Below are 15,776 nucleotides of genomic sequence, written 5' to 3'. Positions count from 1 at the left end.
TTCACATCTTCGGACGCCTCGGCGGCTTGCTGAAAAGCCCGATCTGGAACGACCCGGCAGGTGTTTCAGCGAATTTCTTCGGGTGCGAGGCCGAGCCTCGTCCGCACGAGCTGAGGAAGGTGCTTAACCGGAAGAGTTCCCTCGGAAAGCACGGCTTCATGATATGCGGCCAGGTCGAACCGTTCGCCCTGCTCGCGCTGGATCGAGCGGCGGAGGCGGGTGAACGCCGTACGGCCCACGAAGTAGGTCGAGAGCTGGCAGGACGACTGCTTGGACCGGATGATCTTCCCCTCGGCTTCCCCCTCGGTCTGGAACGCCCGGCCGACGAGCAGCTCGCGCGCCTGGTCGTCGGTCATCCCGCCGCGGTGCATCTCCGAATCGAGGATCGCGTTGACCACGGCCCGAAGATAAAACTTGAGTTGCTGGAGCCGAAGCACGAGATCGCCGGCCCCGAATCCCTGATCGAGCATCATCTGCTCCGTGTACACCGCCCAGCCCTCGGCGAACGTCCCGGACGAGAGGACGCGACGGATCAGGCTGGGACAGCGATTGCTGTATTCCAGCTGGACATAATGACCGGGATAGGCCTCGTGGACGGTCAAGATCTTGAGCATCGCCCGGTTGTATTCGTGGAGGAAGCTCTCGGCCCGGGCGGGACTCCAATCGGAAGGCGGCGGGCTGATCGCGTACTCGCTCGACCCCCGGGCGTCGAGCGGCGGCGCGGGATTGAGATAGGCGACGGAGTTCCCCCGCAAGAACTCGGGCATCTCGATGATCCGGAGCTGGTCGGGCTCCGGCAGGGCCAGGATCTTGCGTTCCGTGATGAATTTCCGGATCTCCTGGACGGTCGATCGGGCGTCCGCCACCAGGGTCTCGGCGGTGCCGTGGTCGTCGCCGATCCTGGCGAGCACGCGACGGATCATCGCTCGACGGCCCGCGTCGTCATCGGGAGGGACGACCTCGCCCGGGAAAGACACCGCCCAGAGCTGCCGAGCGAGAACGGCCATCTCCGATTCGACGCGGGACGCCTCGCGTTCGGCCTCGGCGAGAATCTCGTCGGCGGACAGGCCCGCGTCGAGCTCGTAATCGAGCTTCTTCACGAACTTGTCGCGGCCGATCCGCCAGTCCTCGTGGCTCCTGGGGAGGACCTCGTCCTTCAAGAACGCGAGGTGTCCCCCAAGGGCGTCGACCACCTTCGCGGCGGGACCGGCGAACCCCCCCTCCCCCGGCTCGTCGCCGGCGAGCCGAAACACATCCGTCTTGTAGAAGGCCACCGCCCCCTCGGTCTGGCGGATCGCGGTCTCGACCTTGACCCGAGGTGAGGGGCCGATCGTCACGCGGGCCGTCTCCAGGACGCGCGGAATCTGATCCATCCGTTTGAGGGCGTTCCGCCGATTCACCTCGCGCGGCAGGGACGACTGCGTCAGCAGCAGATAGACGCTCTCGGCGACGTAATCGCCGTAGATTCGCGGATCGTCCCGGAACGGATCGAACGTCTCACGGCTCCAGATCGCCCCTTCAAGGTGCCTCCGGAAGACGTCGTAATCGACCTTTCCCGCGTCGGAGAGCTTGTCAGGCCGGACCTCGCTCGACAGCTTTCGGAGCGTCTCGCGGAGGAACTCCAGGTTCGACCGCCTCGCCTCGGGCGAAACGTCGTCGAGCCGATCGTCGTAGGCATGCTCGCCCAGCCTCGTCGCGGACAGAGGCTCGCGACGAAACGACTCCTTCAGATGGGCGTCGAAGACAGCGGCCAGAGTGTCGTCTTCCTCCGCAGGTTGGCCCGCGAGGACTGCAGGTCCCAGCATCAGGACGAGGCACGTCGCATAGAGCCGATTCATGGCGCTCTCCCCTCCCGACGGCCGACCGACGCGCTTCGCCGCTCTGGCGATTCGAAATCTTGTCAGGCCCGTTCAAAAATGGTAGAACGAGACCATACGATGCGGCCTGATCCTCCGTCAACCAAGGCGCATCCCCCGATCGCATCGGTTCGATTTCCGAATCGTTCGACCAATCGGATCCACCGCCCAAGCTCCCGACCGTCCTGCCTCTTCCTTCTTCGCGAAATCAAGCGACGCCGATTCGAGAATCAAGCGACGCCGATTCGAGAAGGGGATCGCCCCTCCGCCTCGGCCTGTCGCGGCGAGCCAAGATCGTGACCCTGGGGTGGAAATCCGGCTCAACTGAAAGGTGCAAGGAGGGATCGACCTGGGCGAGACGCCGCCGCAACGGGGCGGTGCTCGAATACGCCGAGGCCGATCTCGACGAGAAACGATGGCCGTGTCGATGTCATCGCAGGTTCTACTGATCCGCCCCGGCGCCACGCTCTACGACGAGCAGAACCGGGTGCAAGGCGTGCTCGACATCCCGCTGAGCGACCAGGGACGCACCGAAGTCGTCGAGCTGGCGGAACGTCTGGCCGTGCGCGAGGATCAGACCCGCCTCTCCGCGCTCTACTGTGGGCCCGGCGAGAGTGTGGTGCGCACCGCCGAAATCGTCGGCAAGGCGCTGGGACTGCGTCCCAAGCGGATCGACGACTTCCGGAACCTCGATCAAGGGCTCTGGCAGGGCCTCCAGATCGAGGAGATCCGACGACGCAACATCAAACTCTTCCGCCAGTGGATCGACGACCCCAGGACCATCCGCCCCCCTCAGGGCGAAACGATCGAGGAGGCCATGGAACGGATTCGAGGAGCCTTCCGCCCCCTCTTCCGTCGCCACCCCGACGAGGCCTTCGGACTCGTCGCCGGCGAGCCGATCGGACGGCTGATCGCCGGATACCTGAAACGCGTGCCCCGGCTCCAGCTCGATGAATTCCTCCCCTGCTGCGGATTTGAATGCATCGAGGTCCCCGCCGACTTCCTCGGCGGCCCCGGCTCCTCTTGACAAGATCGCCCCGCCCGGAAAGTGTGGGACGTCCCGCGCGACAAGGCGCATGGCGGGTGCGCGGTAAGACCTTCAGATCCACTCAGGAGTCAGATCGCCCATGGCCGCCAAAGGAGGACCCCTTCACGCCTGGCATGGCCACTTCGAAGCGAAGCGCGTCCCGGAAGGCGTCTGGATGCGCTGCGACGGCTGCGGCGCGACGCTCTTCCGCAAGCAGGTTGAGCAGAACCTGAGCGTCTGCCCGGAATGCAACCACCATATGGCCCTGACGGCCGTCGAGCGGATCCGTCAGCTCCTCGACCAGGACACGTTCGAGAACTGGTTCCCCGACCTCCAGCCCGCCGACCCCCTGGAGTTCGACGACCGCCGCCCCTACCCCGAACGCGTCCGGGCCGAGCAGGCCCGCACCGGGCTCAACGAGGCCGCTCTCGTGGGCCAGGGCTTCATCAAGGGCCGCCGCATCGTCTTCGGCATCACCGACAGCGGCTTCATCATGGGGAGCATGGGCTCGGTCGTCGGCGAGAAGCTGACTCGAGCCGTCGAGGAAGCCACCCGCCAGAAGCTCCCGCTCGTGATCGTCTCCGGTTCCGGCGGCGGCGCCCGAATGCACGAAGGGATCTACTCCCTGATGCAGATGGCCAAGGTCTCCACCGCCCTGGGCCGCTATCGATCGGCCGGCGGCCTGTTCATCAGCGTCCTGACCCATCCGACGATGGGGGGCGTCGCCGCGAGCTTCGCCTCGCTCGGCGACATCATCATCGCCGAGCCCAAGGCCCTCATCGGCTTTGCCGGGCCCCGCGTCATCGAGCAGACGGTCCGCGTCCAGCTCCCCGAGGGATTCCAGACCAGCGAGTTCCATCTCAAGCACGGCTTCATCGACCGGATCGTCCACCGGCGCGACCTCAAGAGCCTGATCGCGCAGCTGATCGACTACACCACCCCCTGACCCGTGGCGGCCGGCTCACGGCTTCGCGACCGCCCGGCCGCCCCGCCCGTCCTGCCCGAGCAGCTCCAGCAGCAGATTGTCGTGCGGGTAAGGATGCCCCTGGTACTGCCGGAAAGCCTCGGCCTTCGCGACCCCGATCTCCTTCCCCCGAACCTCACCCCAGCGCTTCTGGCTCTCCAGATACTCGTCGATTCCATGCTGCCGCAGCAACCAGTCGCGCTGGCTGGCGTGGCAGGCGAGCATCTTCCGCTTGACCTCGAAGACCTCGGTCACGTCCACGTGGAAGTCCACCGGCGCGGGACGGCCGTCGCGATCGATCCCCTCCAGCGCATCGACGAAGTAGAGGTGGGGGATCCGATCCAGGGCTTTCGCCGGCTCCCATTGCCGGGTGGCGTAATTCGGGCACCCCGCCGCGAAGCAGGCGTCGCGCACCAGCAGGCTCGTCATCTCGTGATCGCAGAGGTAGTCGACCGGGGGCGCCGTCAGGATCACGTCGGGACGGATCCTCCGGAGAGCCTCCGTCACCCGTCGCCGGGACTCGTCGTCGTTGAAGATCGACAGGTCCCGGAACTCCAGGCACACGTAGTCGGCCTCGATCAGATCGGCCGCCGCCTTGGCCTCGCCGCGACGGATCGCGGCGATGGTCTCGCAATCGTGCTCGGCGCTGCCGCAGTCCCCCGGGGTCATCGTCGCGATCGTGACCGAATAGCCCGCCTGCTTCAGAAGAGCGAGCGTCCCGGCGCACTGGAACTCGACGTCGTCAGGATGAGCGTGGATGGCGAGGACGTGCTTTTGCGTGTGCATCGATGATCGATCCGAATACGCCTGCGGTGGGAAAAAACGACGGCCCTCGAAATTAACCGACATCCAGCTCTAAGGCAATTCCTTCCTTGATCTTGCGTGGCGATGAAAGGATCTTGTGCAGGGCTGCGGGACACGGCTGGAAAAATGTTCTGGCGTGCGCTAGACGACCGCTGTACATTAGCCACAAAGGGTCAGTTACTGATCGTCCGTGTGCTATGACTGTCCCATAACGCATGCGGGCTCCCAGTCCCAAGCCGGACATCACTTGAACGGAGCCTTCGATGGCCGATGTTGACTCCCTCACCGCGCGTCAGCGCGAAATCTACAATTTCATCCGAAGCAAGATTCAGGGACGTGGATACGGCCCCACGGTCCGAGAGATCGGGCTCCATTTCCAGATCAAGAGCCCCAACGGCGTGATGTGCCACCTCAAGGCCCTTCAGAAGAAAGGCCTGATCCATCGCGAGCCGAATATGTCTCGGGCGATCCAGCTCCTGGAAGACCCGGCGACGCTCCCGCAGGCGGCGGGCCTGAAGCTGGTGGGGCGGATCGCCGCGGGCCAGCCGATCGAGGCGATCGAGCAGGACGACGAATTGACCTTCTCCGACTGGGTCGAGGATGGTTCGAAATTCGCGCTCCGGGTCACGGGAGACTCGATGATCGAGGAGCATATCGCCGACGGCGACTTCGTCATCATCAAGCAGCAGGATCAGGCCCGCGACGGCCAGATCGTCGCCGTCCGCGACGAGGACGGCGAGGCGACGCTCAAGCGAATCTTCCGCGATCGCAGCCGGGTGCGGCTGGAGCCGGCCAACCGGGCCATGAAGCCCATCTTCCGTGATCACGTCGACATCCTGGGCGTCCTGGTCGGCGTCGTCCGCAAATACTGATCGACGGGTCGACTTGACGGCGTCCGGCGTTGTTCCGATCATCAAGGACCGGCCGGGAGGGGTCTCCCGAGCCCGCTCACGTCGATCCGCTCACCCGCGAGCGGCCCTTGAAGGATCGAACAGCGATTATGGAACCGGACGCCTCGGCCCCCGCCGACCTCGTTAAGCTCTTCACGGACGGTGCCTGCAGCGGCAACCCGGGGCCCGGAGGATGGGCCTACATCCTCCAGCACCCCGCCAGCGGCCAGGTGCGCGAGGCCTCAGGGGCCGAGTGGGAGACGACGAACAACCGGATGGAGCTGATGGGCCCCATCGAGGGCCTCGCCTCGCTCAAGCGACGATGCCAGGTCGAACTGGTGACCGACAGCCAGTATGTGGCCAAGGGCATCAAGGAGTGGATGCCCAACTGGAAGCGTCGAGGCTGGCAGCGGAAGGACGGCAACGTCCTCAAGCCGGTGATGAACGTGGACCTCTGGAAGCGGCTCGACGAGTTGCTCGCCGGTCACCAGATTCGCGTCACCCACGTCCTGGGCCATCGCGGGCATGCCGAGAACGAGGCCTGCGACCGCATGGCCGTCGAGGCTTACAAGGAACTGAAGCGGAACGGCCGATCCGCCTGACGGACGGTCGGCGGTCCCGCATTTTCGAGTTCGGCGTCAGCCCAGAACGTTCGCGACCGCCTCACGGGCGCGAATCATGAGCGGGCTGTCGGGCCGACTCGCACCCGGCAGGTGGTACATGGCCGCAGCGGCGAGGCGAGGCCGCCATTTCGGGTCGGTCGTGTGCAGGGCCTCTTCCCACACGGCCGCTCCGTACTTGTAGTCGTGGCTGTCCGTCCCCTTGAGGAAGATCATCCGCGAGGCCGCGTCGAACAGCTCACGGGGGGAACCACCTCGCGACAGGAAGCTGACCGTCTCGGCTGCGGCCCGCTCGCGGTCCTTGCCGACGGCCTCGAAGATTCCCTGGACGGCCTCCAGGTCGGTCGACACCGGCGCGTCTTCCGGGATCGCGTCGATGGCGATCGGATTGGGCGACTTGATCCGCTCGCGGTAGAGCGGCTGCCAACCGACGGCCTGGAGCAAGGCGAGCTTGCGCGTGGTGTCGTCGCCGCTCGCCCCGTAGATGTAGTGCAGCGAATTGGCGGCCGTCGTGGCGTGGATCGCGATGATCCCGGGGTTCCGCATCATCAATTCGCTGGAGAACAGGAGCACGGCGTCCCAGATCGACCCGGGGTCGATCCCGCTTTTCAGCAGCTTGACGACCTCCGCCGACGCGGCCTCCGGCGTGGCCTCCCGAAGCATCGTCAGGAGCGCGACGGTGGCGTCGGGGTCCGGGCGGCCGACCTGCCAGTCGGCCCCGATCTCGCCGGCGTTCCTGAGGTTCTCCTCATAGGGGCCGATGGGTCCGGGACGATCGCCGCGCAGGTCGAGCAAGCCGTAGGCCAGCGACCGGAGCACGGGCTCGGCGTGTTCCCAGCCGATCGCCTGGAGGGTCCGCCAGCTCTGGGCGGCGAAGATCGGCTTGTGTCCGATGTCGCGCTGATCGCGCACGGCCATCCGCCAGAAGGGTTCCATCGCCTCGGCGGCCCCGGAGCCTCGGCAGAGGCCCGCGACGGCCACGTCGGCCCCGTCGACGTCCCAGGCCTCCATCGCCCGAACGAAGTCCTCCTTCGCCCGGTGCGGCTTCGGCACGCGGCCCTCGTCCACAGACCCGAGGGTCCAGTCCCCCTCCTCGACGTCCTTCGCCTGGGACGACTTGAAGTTGTCGAGCGCCCAGAACATCGGCAGCAGCCGCTGGGACGTCGGAGCCGACTGGCCTAGCAAGTGGGCCGAGTTGATCACCATCACCGCATGGAACTTGAACCCGACCGGACGGGGCTGGATATTCCGAACTCCGGCCAGGAATAGTCCGCCGAGCAGCGATCGATACGAGAGCCCGGACTTCAGCTCGGCGACGGCCTTCTCGAAAACCGCCTCGCGAGGGGTCTCCTCGATCCAGCGGACGACAGGCTCGATCTCGGGTCGGAGCCGCACGGCGTCGGGTCGGACCTTCGCGTCCTCGGCCGCCGGCGTGATCCCCCGCAACAGCTCCCAGCTCCCCAGCGACGCGCCCGCGACGGACGCCGAACGCAAGAAATCCCGACGAAGCCAGTCACGACCCACGGTACACCCCCTTCGCTCGTGCCCGACAGATGCGTCAACCCTCATCGTAGGCGGGGGGCGAGCGGAAGGGAACGACCAATCGGGGGCCGCGACGCTCCGGATCACATTTGCTGGAGCTGATTGATCTTGTTGTACAGCGTCTTGAGGCTGATCCCCAACTCCTTGGAGGCGGCCGGTTTGTTGCCGTTATGCTTTTCCAGGACGACCTGGATGTAGCTCATCTCGATGTCGCGGAGGGTGGGGTTGCCGTCCGGGATGGCGAAATGGGGAGCGGCGATCGGCTGGGCCGAACCGTGCTGGACGCGGTTCCGGGCGGGAAACTGGGTCGGCAGGTGTTCGGCCCGGATCGGGCCGTTGCCGGCGAGGATCAGGGCTCGCTCGACGGCGTTGGCCAGCTCGCGGATGTTGCCGGGCCAGTCGTGCGCCGTGAGGACTTCCACCGCCTCGGGCGAGATCGAGGTCTCGGTCAGCCCTCGCCGGGCCGCGTAGCGCGAGAGCATGTGGCGGGCCAGTTCGGGGATGTCGTAGCGACGCTCTCGGAGCGGCGGCAGGATGATCTCGAAGGTGTTGAGCCGGAAGAAGAGGTCCTCGCGGAACAGGTCGTTCGAGACCATCTCGCGAAGGTCGCGGTTGGTCGCGCAGACGACCCGAACGTCCACGCGAAACGGCTCGTTCTCGCCGACCCGGCGGATCTCGCCCGATTCGAGGAACCGGAGGAGCTTGACCTGGACGCTCTTGTCCAGTTCGCCCACCTCGTCGAGGAACAGCGTGCCGCCGTTGGCGACCTCGAACAGGCCCTTGCGGTTGGACTCCGCGCCCGTGAAGGCCCCCTTGCGATGCCCGAACAGCTCGCTCTCGACGAGGCTCTCGGGCAGAGCGCCGCAGTTGACGGGGATGAAGACTCGCTGCGAGCGGTCGCTCCGCTCGTGGAGGTTCCGGGCGACCAGTTCCTTGCCGGTGCCGGTGTCGCCCAGGATCATGACCGTGGCGTCGGTGGGTGCGATGGTCTCGATCAGGCGGCGGACCTGCTGCATCGCCGGAGTCTCGCCGATGATCAGCGGGGCCCCCTCGGCCGCCTTGAGTCGGCTCTCCAGGGCGACCGCCTTGTTCGACAGGTCGCGGCGCTCGGCGACGCGATTGAGCAGCACCTCAAGCTCGGCCCATTTGCAAGGCTTGGTCAGGTAGTCGAACGCGCCCAGCCGGAGCGCCTGTACGGCGGTGTCTACGGTGGCGTGGCCGGTCAGCAGGATGACCTGCGTGTCGGGGCTGATCTGCTTGATCTGCGTGAGGACCTCGATGCCGGTGATCCCGGGCATGCGGATGTCGAGCAGGGCTGCGTCATAGCTGCCGCGATCGAGGGCCTTCAGGGCGGCGGTGCCGTCGGGACAGACGGTGACCTCGTGGCCGAGGCGGGGCAGTTCCATCTGCATCAGGTCGCGGAGGTGCGCCTCATCGTCGGCGAACAGGATCCGCAAACCTCCGCGATGCGACTTGTCGATCATGGCTTCCTCCCTGACCTCTTCCCGAGCGTTGATTTCGATGTCTGCGAGCGTCCGCGACCGGGTCGCGAGGGCCCGCTCAGGCGAACTGGACCGGCGCGGCGAGTTCGCGAGGAGCGTCCTCGACCTTCTCGGACGGGTGGATCGGCAGGCGGACGCGGAACGTCGACCCCCGGCCCTCTCCGGGGCTCGTCGCCGTGATCTCGCCGTGATGCTGGTTGACGATCCTGTGGGTGATGGAAAGCCCCAGCCCGGTCCCCTTGCCGTCGCGTCGCCGCGTGAAGAACGGCTCGAAGATGTTCTCAAGCACGTCGGGCGACATGCCGCAGCCGTTGTCGGCGAGGACGATCTCGGCCATCCCCCGGTCGTAGCGGACGTCGATCCGCAGTACGCCTCCGGCGTCCATCGATTCGAGGGCGTTGACGGCCAGGTTCAGGATGACCTGCTTGATCTCCTGGCTGTCTACATGGGCGAGGACCGCTTCCTTCGGCTGAAACTGGATGGTCTTGCCGCGATACTTCCCGATGTGCCTGATCATGTCGACCACCCCCTGAATCAGACTGGGGAGGTCGGCCCGCTCGCGTTTGATGTCGCCGCAACGGGCGAAGTCGAGCAGCTTCTCGGTGATGTTCTTACACCGGAACGCCTCTTCCTGGATCATCTTGAGGTAGTTGCCGATGACCCGGTGCTCCGGGTCGTCGGCCGATCCGGCAAGGGCCCCCAGGCGGTTTTCCAGGGCTTCGGAGCAGAAGGCGATCGAGGCGAGCGGGTTGTTGATCTCGTGGGCGACGCCGGCCGCCAGGAACCCGACTCCCGCCAGCCGCTCGGAGCGGACGAGTTCGCGGCTCCGCTCCTGGACCTGCTGTTCCAGTTCCGCGTATGTCATGCTGATCCGCGCCGTCATGTCATTGAAGGCGGCGGCCAGGTCTTCCATCTCGTCGCCGGAGTTCAGGTCGATCTTGTAGTCGAAGGAGCCCCTCGCAACCCGACGCACACCGCGCTGGAGGAGCCGAACCGGGTTGAGCACCCAACGATGGAACAGGGCCATCAGGCCGCAGAGCATGCCGAGGACCATCAAGGCCGACGTCCAGACGATGACCCGGCTCGCCTGGTACTGCGTTTTGGACATCGACAAAATCTCGAAAAAGTCCTCGTGCAACTCTTTTGGGAGCAGCATGACGATGTGCTTCAGCCGCTCGATCCGCGAGGCCAGGTCGGTGGCCGGTTCGAGCTGCGGGAGCATCTCCGGGTGCTGCGTGACGTAGTAGCTTGTGCCGTGGAGCGCCGGACCGACCGGCGGGTCGGTCGGCCTCAGATCCTGGAGGACCGCCGCCAACCCGTCGTCCATCAGGAACGACAGCCCCAGCTCGTCCAGGCCGCTGTTGGCCCGATTCCCGCGCATGGTGTTCTGCTTCAGCTCCTGGAAGTACCCCGCCAGGGCCTCGCGGGCGGACTCGGCCGATGCGATCAGGTTGGCCCGTTCCTGGGCGGTATGCTCCCGAGGCGCATGCAGGCGGAAGACCGATTCGATGAGGTCCTTCGACGCCCCCAACTCGCGAAGCTGGTCGGTGAGCGAGAGGTTGCTGACGTGGAAGGAATGCAGCCCGAAGATCGAGCCGCCCATCAGGATGAGCATCATCCCGACGACCACGCAGAGGCCGACCATGAGCTTGATGCGAATCGGCCACCGGACCATGACGACCTCCTTGTCGTGCTGGTGGGCTCGGGCAATCCAGGCCGTCCCCCGTCGCCAATCCGGGGATGAGCCGAGACCTTATACCAGAAGTCGCGAGATCGCTCAAATCCGACTCAAGCGACATCGCGAAGAAACCGAGGCCCGGCGCCGGATCAGCGAAGGACGCCGAACCAGTGCGCCGCGCCAGCGAGGCCGACCGAGGCGGCCAGGCCGGCCGCAAGCCCGTACCTCACGTTGCGCACCTGACGCTGGAACGCCGCTTCGCGTTCCGGGGCGACGGCCAGCTTCTGGAGGAAGGCGATTCGACTGGCGATGCTCCCATGACGCCACGAGCGGGCCTCGGCGTCGATCCCGTTCTGATGGGCGACCGACGCCAGCGCGTCGGCGAAGATCCGCACCCCGGTGGGGCAGACGTTCCGGATGGGCGTGTCGCCGCTCTCGGGGAACTCGTCGAAGTCGAAGTGGTGCGGACAGTCGGCCGAGCCGCACGAGACGACCTTGCAGCCGTAAACGTCGGCCTGGCGTTCGAATCGCCGGGAGAGGTGGCCGAAGACCGTCCCAAAAGCCAGGCCGACCGCGACCAGGACGACGAGCCCCTCGATCACGTCGCGAAACGCGGACGGGGCCGCGGGATCGGCCGTCGTCAGGGTCGCGATCCAGGCTTCCAGGCCGGCGAAGACCTCCGACCCCATCGTCAGGACGGCGAGGCAGCCCACGAAGAAGAACAGGAAATATTGCAGGTGACGATGTGCGACGTGGCCGATCTCATGGCCGAAAACGGCCGCGATCTCCAGTGGGGTCAGGGCGTCGATCAAGGCGTCCGACAGCAGCACGTAGCGGAATCGGGGCAAGATGCCGGTCACGCAAGCGTTGATCATCGTGTGATCGGTGTCCCAGACCAGCACGTCCGCGAAACGGAACCCCGATCGTCGCGCGACCGCCTCCAGTCGTCGTCGCAGCGGACCGTCGGGGAGCGAACGGGTCGGCCAGGCCAGTCGGATGAAGGCCGGAGAGACCGCCAGGACGAGGACGCCCAGCACGGCGAGTTCCGCCGTCTCGGCGTACGGGTTCTGCTGCCAGGACGGCCAGAGTCGGCCGAGGAGGTCGTTCCGGATGACGAAGATCGTGACGATGGGCAGGACCAGGGCTAGCGACTGCCGCTCCCGAAGGTAGAGGTGACGGCCCACCCGATACCCCACGTGCGAGGGGGGAAGCCCATGAATCGCGCGTTCGCCGTAGAACGTCCCCCACCAGGAGAGGAGTTGCATCGCAAGGAACGGGGCGATGAGAAGCGCATCGTCGACGAGGATCGAACCCCGCCACCCCCAGGTCCCCAGCACGAGCCCCGGCCACCCCCCGAAGTGGATCATCCAGCCGAAGGCGGCCACCGTCGCCAGGCTCAGCAGTCGGGAGCCGGCGACGAAGGACCGCCGCACCCGAACGGTGGCGAATCCCCGGCGGCGCACGCGGAAGGCCGTCCACAACCCGAGGGCGAACGAGACCGCGGCGACCCCGAGCGCCGCCCCGACGGCTCCGGCGATCGTCCCTCGAACGTCGTCAGGAGGCGAGGAGGGGGACTCGATGCCGAAGGCCAGCAAGAGCGCGATCAGAAGCGGGATCGGTATCATGGGCGCCTGGGGGCGAGGTCGACCGCCGCCGGCCGAAAGGCGGACGGCCCCCGGGCCGGAGCGGACGGCTGGGGCGGTTCTCGGACGTCCCCAAGGGATCACGCCCGACGTCCGCGGAATTATCCAAGCCGGATCCCGGTCACGTCAAGGGGACGGATCGAGGCTCGGCTCGTCGCGCCGGGGTGGCGACGACGCGGGGCCCCACTCGCCTCGGGGCCGTTCGGTCGCCTCATGCTCGGTCGCGACGGGCTTCCTGCGCTCCTGACGTGGGGCGGCCACCGGCGTCGGGGGCGTGACGTCGCTCACCTCCGAGGCTCGGTCGGTATCCAGGGCGACGCGGGCTCCAGACTCGGACATGGCGGACCGCACGGCCGAGGGCAGGCTGTCACGCAGCTCTCGGAAGGCGGTCTTCAACTCGTCGTGCTCGGCCTGGTAGGCGTGCACGCTGCGGCGAAGCCCCTCGATGGTGTCGCTCTGGACGGCGAGGCGGCGAGCGTCGTCGACCGACCGCTCCGAGAAGTCCTGGTTCTGGTTCCGGAAGGCCAGGATCTGATCCTTGAGCTGGTCGTTCTCCGAGCGCAGGGCCTGGATGTAACGACGGCTCTCCTCGACCCGCTGACGCGAGCTGAACTGGCTGCACCCCGATCCGGCCGCGGCGCACGCCAGGGCGAGGATCGTCCAGGCTCGTCGACGAGGCGCGGGGATCATTCGTCCCGATTCCCTCCAGGAACAGACCGAAGCGGGAGAAGCCGAAAGATGCGACGCGACGCGACCCGCCGCCGCACGAGAGATTCGGCGGGGACGGGTCGTCGTGGGTGTCTCGCGAAGGCTTCGCGACGTCGTCTTAGCGGATTCCGGCGGATCGGGCAAGCCCGACCCGGCCGGACTCCCCGGGGATCATTGGAAGACCAGCCCGGAGATCGACTTGACGAGCCCGGACGCGGGGCCGCCTTCGTTGAAGTCGTAGAGGTTCCGGACGAGGTCGTACGCGAGGAACGAGGACAGGAGGATGAAGACGCTGGCGACGGCCAGGAGCCCGACGGAGAGGCCGTCCCAGTCGGCGGCCGGCTCGCGGGAGATGACCACGCCGGGCGCCGAGGCGGAGCTGGACGGGGAGTCGTCGGAGGCCCAGGCGGTCGCCATCTCGCTGGAGACCGCGTCGTCGAAGCCGTCGTCCTCGTCGTCGTCGTCGTCGCTGAACGAGGCGGGCGCCATGGCGGTGGCGGCGTTGATGTCGACGTCCTCCTCGTCGATCGCGAAGACCTCCGAGGCGCTGTCGCTGTCTTCCAGGTCGAAGTCGCTGCCGGCGTTGAGCTGGACGGTCTTGTCGTCCGACTCGTCGTCGAGCGCGGCGTCGACCTCGAAGTCGGTGTCGTCGAAGATGTCCTTCTCCCCCTTGCCCACGGCCGGCGGCGGGGTGGCGGAGAGCGACGCCTTGGGCTTGGCCGGAGCCGCGGCGGCGGGCCTGGGCCTGTTCGTCGGCAGGTCCTCGTCACTCAGAGGGGCCAGTTCGATCGACTCGCCGCCCCCTCCGGAGTTGAACGAGCCGAGCAGGTTGATGCCCGAGTCGCTGGGGCGCGAGAGGTTGATGCCGGAGAGGTTCGGGTCGGCGGCGGTGACGTCCGAGTCGCTCGGCTTCAGCGGAGTGGCCTCGAACTCGTCGCTGGCGTCGAGGGCGCTGAGCTCGAAGTCGCTGCCGGACTCGGGCTGGAGGGCGTCGACGAGCTCGCTCGACGGATTGAGTTCGAAGTCGCTGTCGGACGAGCCGACGGCGGGGACCTCGGCCGAGGAGCCGATCATCGGGCCGGGCCGCATCCCGCTGTCCGACGCGCTCGAGGCGGCGAACAGGCCGTGCTCCGAGGTGTCGTCCTTGATGAGGGTGACGTCCGAGTCGCTCGGGCCCCGATAGATCGGCGAGCCCAGGCGGACGTCGGAGTCGCTGGCGCCCTTCACATTGTCGGGGACCAGTCGGACGTCGGAGTCGGTGGGAAGCTTGCCGCTGGAGGACATGCCGATGATGACCGAGCTCGACCCGGTGACCGGGTTGGGGGGGACCGAGAGGTCGTCGATCATCAGGTCGTGGTCGGAGACGGCCTCATCGTCCTGGCCGGTGCTGCCGAACTGCATCGTCTCGGAGCCTAGGTCCGCCTTGGCGACGCCGAGCTGGAACTCGGAGAGGTCGAGCTCGTCGAGGTCGCCGGCGGAGGGGGTGGGGACTTCCAGGTCGGAGAGCCGCAACTCGGCGTCGCTCCCCAGGCCGTGGCGACGGGCCAGCTCGTCGATGTCGACGACGCGAAACCGCCAGGTCCCGCCGTCGAGGAACGCCCGGACCTCGCGCTGCTGGGCCTTCGCCTTGAGTTCCTCAGGACTCATCCCCAGGACGCGGGCGGCTTCTTCAAGCGTGTAAAACTGAGCCATGGACAGGGTCCTCGCGGTCGATATCGGCCCGGCGGGCCGTGGGTGGGTCGATTTTCAGTGTGCCGAGGACCGAGGCCGACTCGCGCGCCCGCCTTAGCGGTCCCTCGTGGTTCGTCCGGGCTGCGACAGCGCCTTCACCGTCGCCTCGATGGCGCTGGGCTCCGGCGCCATGTTGTTGTAGTGTTCCAGCTTCAGGTCCCACTCGTATTGCCGGGCGGCTTCCAGCTTGAGCGACCCCTTCGGATTCGAGGGGTCGAACCGGTAAACCGCCAGGGCCTGAGCTTTCGGGTCGATCAAGTAGAGCCACTGTCCCGGCATTCCCTGTGAGGTCGTCACGAAGGCCAACGTCCCTCCGGCCTCGCCGGCGACCACCGGTCGATTCGGCTGGGCCCGGCCCGCCTCGATCGCCCGCGGCGGCGGAGAAGCCTGTCCCGGGACCTCCCCCCCCGCCGTCTGGGCCGCGAGGTCCGGACCTCGCGCGCCGCCGATCCAGGAAACGGCGACCCCCAGGATCAGGCCGGGAAGTCCGAATCGCGCCACCCCGTTCCAGTCGCGAACCTTCATCACGCCCCCTCCTTGAGATCCTCGGCAGGCTTTCGTCCCGATCGCCGGCCCCACGGACGTGCGGGATGCGGCGGGGCCGCCCGCGCACGCCGAGTGGGCTTTTCGACTTCAGTCTATCACACGGTTTCCGAGAGATTCGACGGAACGAACCCCAGAATCCCGCGGAGGTCGACGGCGAGACGAGACGTGCGGATTCTCGGACGACCTTTTCATCTCATATTTTAGGGCTTAGGCCCCTGCGAACAAGCCCGTCCCCCCGGGCGTCATTCTCGCTTTCCGAGTCGCC

General features: G+C 67.0%; 13 protein-coding genes. 4 read left to right on the top strand and 9 right to left on the bottom strand.

From position 1 onward, the window contains the following. Positions 1–65: 65 nt before the first annotated feature. Entirely contained in the window at positions 66–1,838 is a 1,773-nt protein-coding gene (locus VT85_RS15200; RefSeq protein ID WP_068416862.1) for a DUF885 domain-containing protein, read from the bottom strand. A 445-nt stretch (positions 1,839–2,283) separates the two neighbouring features. On the opposite strand from VT85_RS15200, the gene VT85_RS15195 reads away from it, so the two are divergent. Together VT85_RS15195 and accD are read left to right on the top strand one after the other, a co-directional pair. Continuing rightward, positions 2,284–2,883: a histidine phosphatase family protein gene (locus tag VT85_RS15195; RefSeq protein ID WP_068422086.1), complete on the top strand. Its 600-nt coding sequence runs from the start codon at positions 2,284–2,286 to the stop codon at positions 2,881–2,883. 100 nt (positions 2,884–2,983) lie between these two features. Beyond that, complete coding sequence (gene accD / locus VT85_RS15190) at positions 2,984–3,829, top strand: acetyl-CoA carboxylase, carboxyltransferase subunit beta (RefSeq protein WP_068416859.1); 846 nt, start codon at positions 2,984–2,986, stop codon at positions 3,827–3,829. Between the two features lie 15 nt (positions 3,830–3,844). On the opposite strand, the gene VT85_RS15185 is transcribed toward accD, so the two are convergent. After that, complete coding sequence (locus VT85_RS15185; RefSeq protein WP_068416856.1) at positions 3,845–4,633, bottom strand: PIG-L deacetylase family protein; 789 nt, start codon at positions 4,631–4,633, stop codon at positions 3,845–3,847. Positions 4,634–4,914: 281 nt separating this feature from the next. On the opposite strand from VT85_RS15185, the gene lexA reads away from it, so the two are divergent. Both lexA and rnhA read left to right on the top strand, forming a co-directional pair. After that, the gene (lexA, locus tag VT85_RS15180) at positions 4,915–5,523 is read left to right on the top strand and encodes a transcriptional repressor LexA (protein ID WP_068416853.1); all 609 of its coding nucleotides are present in this window, start codon (positions 4,915–4,917) and stop codon (positions 5,521–5,523) included. A gap of 128 nt (positions 5,524–5,651) precedes the next feature. Further along, positions 5,652–6,143: a ribonuclease HI gene (rnhA, locus tag VT85_RS15175; RefSeq protein ID WP_068416848.1), complete on the top strand. Its 492-nt coding sequence runs from the start codon at positions 5,652–5,654 to the stop codon at positions 6,141–6,143. Between the two features lie 36 nt (positions 6,144–6,179). Here the strand turns inward: rnhA and VT85_RS15170 are convergent, their stop codons facing one another. The 7 genes from VT85_RS15170 to VT85_RS15140 all read right to left on the bottom strand — a co-directional run bounded on the left by VT85_RS15170 (position 6,180) and on the right by VT85_RS15140 (position 15,490). Continuing rightward, positions 6,180–7,655 (bottom strand): hypothetical protein, encoded by a 1,476-nt coding sequence (locus VT85_RS15170; protein WP_197490739.1) that lies wholly within the window; start codon positions 7,653–7,655, stop codon positions 6,180–6,182. Between the two features lie 131 nt (positions 7,656–7,786). Beyond that, positions 7,787–9,187 carry a sigma-54-dependent transcriptional regulator gene (locus VT85_RS15165; RefSeq protein WP_197490737.1) on the bottom strand — a complete coding sequence of 467 codons (1,401 nt, stop codon included), beginning with the start codon at positions 9,185–9,187 and terminating at the stop codon, positions 7,787–7,789. A gap of 76 nt (positions 9,188–9,263) precedes the next feature. Then, the gene (locus tag VT85_RS15160) at positions 9,264–10,880 is read right to left on the bottom strand and encodes an ATP-binding protein (RefSeq protein WP_068416843.1); all 1,617 of its coding nucleotides are present in this window, start codon (positions 10,878–10,880) and stop codon (positions 9,264–9,266) included. 152 nt (positions 10,881–11,032) lie between these two features. Then, a complete protein-coding gene (locus VT85_RS15155) occupies positions 11,033–12,508 on the bottom strand; it encodes a M48 family metallopeptidase (protein ID WP_068416840.1) in 1,476 nt (491 codons plus the stop codon). A 144-nt stretch (positions 12,509–12,652) separates the two neighbouring features. Beyond that, complete coding sequence (locus VT85_RS15150; RefSeq protein ID WP_068416837.1) at positions 12,653–13,216, bottom strand: hypothetical protein; 564 nt, start codon at positions 13,214–13,216, stop codon at positions 12,653–12,655. A gap of 189 nt (positions 13,217–13,405) precedes the next feature. Further along, positions 13,406–14,926 carry a helix-turn-helix domain-containing protein gene (locus tag VT85_RS15145; RefSeq protein ID WP_068416834.1) on the bottom strand — a complete coding sequence of 507 codons (1,521 nt, stop codon included), beginning with the start codon at positions 14,924–14,926 and terminating at the stop codon, positions 13,406–13,408. A 93-nt stretch (positions 14,927–15,019) separates the two neighbouring features. Next, on the bottom strand, positions 15,020–15,490 hold the full coding sequence (locus VT85_RS15140; protein ID WP_068416829.1) for a hypothetical protein: 471 nt from the start codon (positions 15,488–15,490) through the stop codon (positions 15,020–15,022). Between the last annotated feature and the right edge of the window lie 286 nt (positions 15,491–15,776).

This window comes from Planctomyces sp. SH-PL62 (assembly GCF_001610895.1).
In the GTDB taxonomy this organism is placed as follows: domain Bacteria; phylum Planctomycetota; class Planctomycetia; order Isosphaerales; family Isosphaeraceae; genus Paludisphaera.
Note: the sequence above shows the minus strand (reverse complement) of the source record. Positions and strands in the feature narration are given on the sequence as shown.

Excerpts from the sequence above, each read along its gene's own strand:
- VT85_RS15200 (WP_068416862.1), bottom strand. The coding sequence starts at position 1,838 with ATGAATCGGCTCTATGCGACGTGCCTCGTCCTGATGCTGGGACCTGCA.
- VT85_RS15195 (WP_068422086.1), top strand. The coding sequence starts at position 2,284 with ATGTCATCGCAGGTTCTACTGATCCGCCCCGGCGCCACGCTCTACGAC.
- accD (WP_068416859.1), top strand. The coding sequence starts at position 2,984 with ATGGCCGCCAAAGGAGGACCCCTTCACGCCTGGCATGGCCACTTCGAA.
- VT85_RS15185 (WP_068416856.1), bottom strand. The coding sequence starts at position 4,633 with ATGCACACGCAAAAGCACGTCCTCGCCATCCACGCTCATCCTGACGAC.
- lexA (WP_068416853.1), top strand. The coding sequence starts at position 4,915 with ATGGCCGATGTTGACTCCCTCACCGCGCGTCAGCGCGAAATCTACAAT.
- rnhA (WP_068416848.1), top strand. The coding sequence starts at position 5,652 with ATGGAACCGGACGCCTCGGCCCCCGCCGACCTCGTTAAGCTCTTCACG.
- VT85_RS15165 (WP_197490737.1), bottom strand. The coding sequence starts at position 9,187 with ATGATCGACAAGTCGCATCGCGGAGGTTTGCGGATCCTGTTCGCCGAC.
- VT85_RS15160 (WP_068416843.1), bottom strand. The coding sequence starts at position 10,880 with ATGGTCCGGTGGCCGATTCGCATCAAGCTCATGGTCGGCCTCTGCGTG.
- VT85_RS15155 (WP_068416840.1), bottom strand. The coding sequence starts at position 12,508 with ATGATACCGATCCCGCTTCTGATCGCGCTCTTGCTGGCCTTCGGCATC.
- VT85_RS15150 (WP_068416837.1), bottom strand. The coding sequence starts at position 13,216 with ATGATCCCCGCGCCTCGTCGACGAGCCTGGACGATCCTCGCCCTGGCG.
- VT85_RS15145 (WP_068416834.1), bottom strand. The coding sequence starts at position 14,926 with ATGGCTCAGTTTTACACGCTTGAAGAAGCCGCCCGCGTCCTGGGGATG.
- VT85_RS15140 (WP_068416829.1), bottom strand. The coding sequence starts at position 15,490 with ATGAAGGTTCGCGACTGGAACGGGGTGGCGCGATTCGGACTTCCCGGC.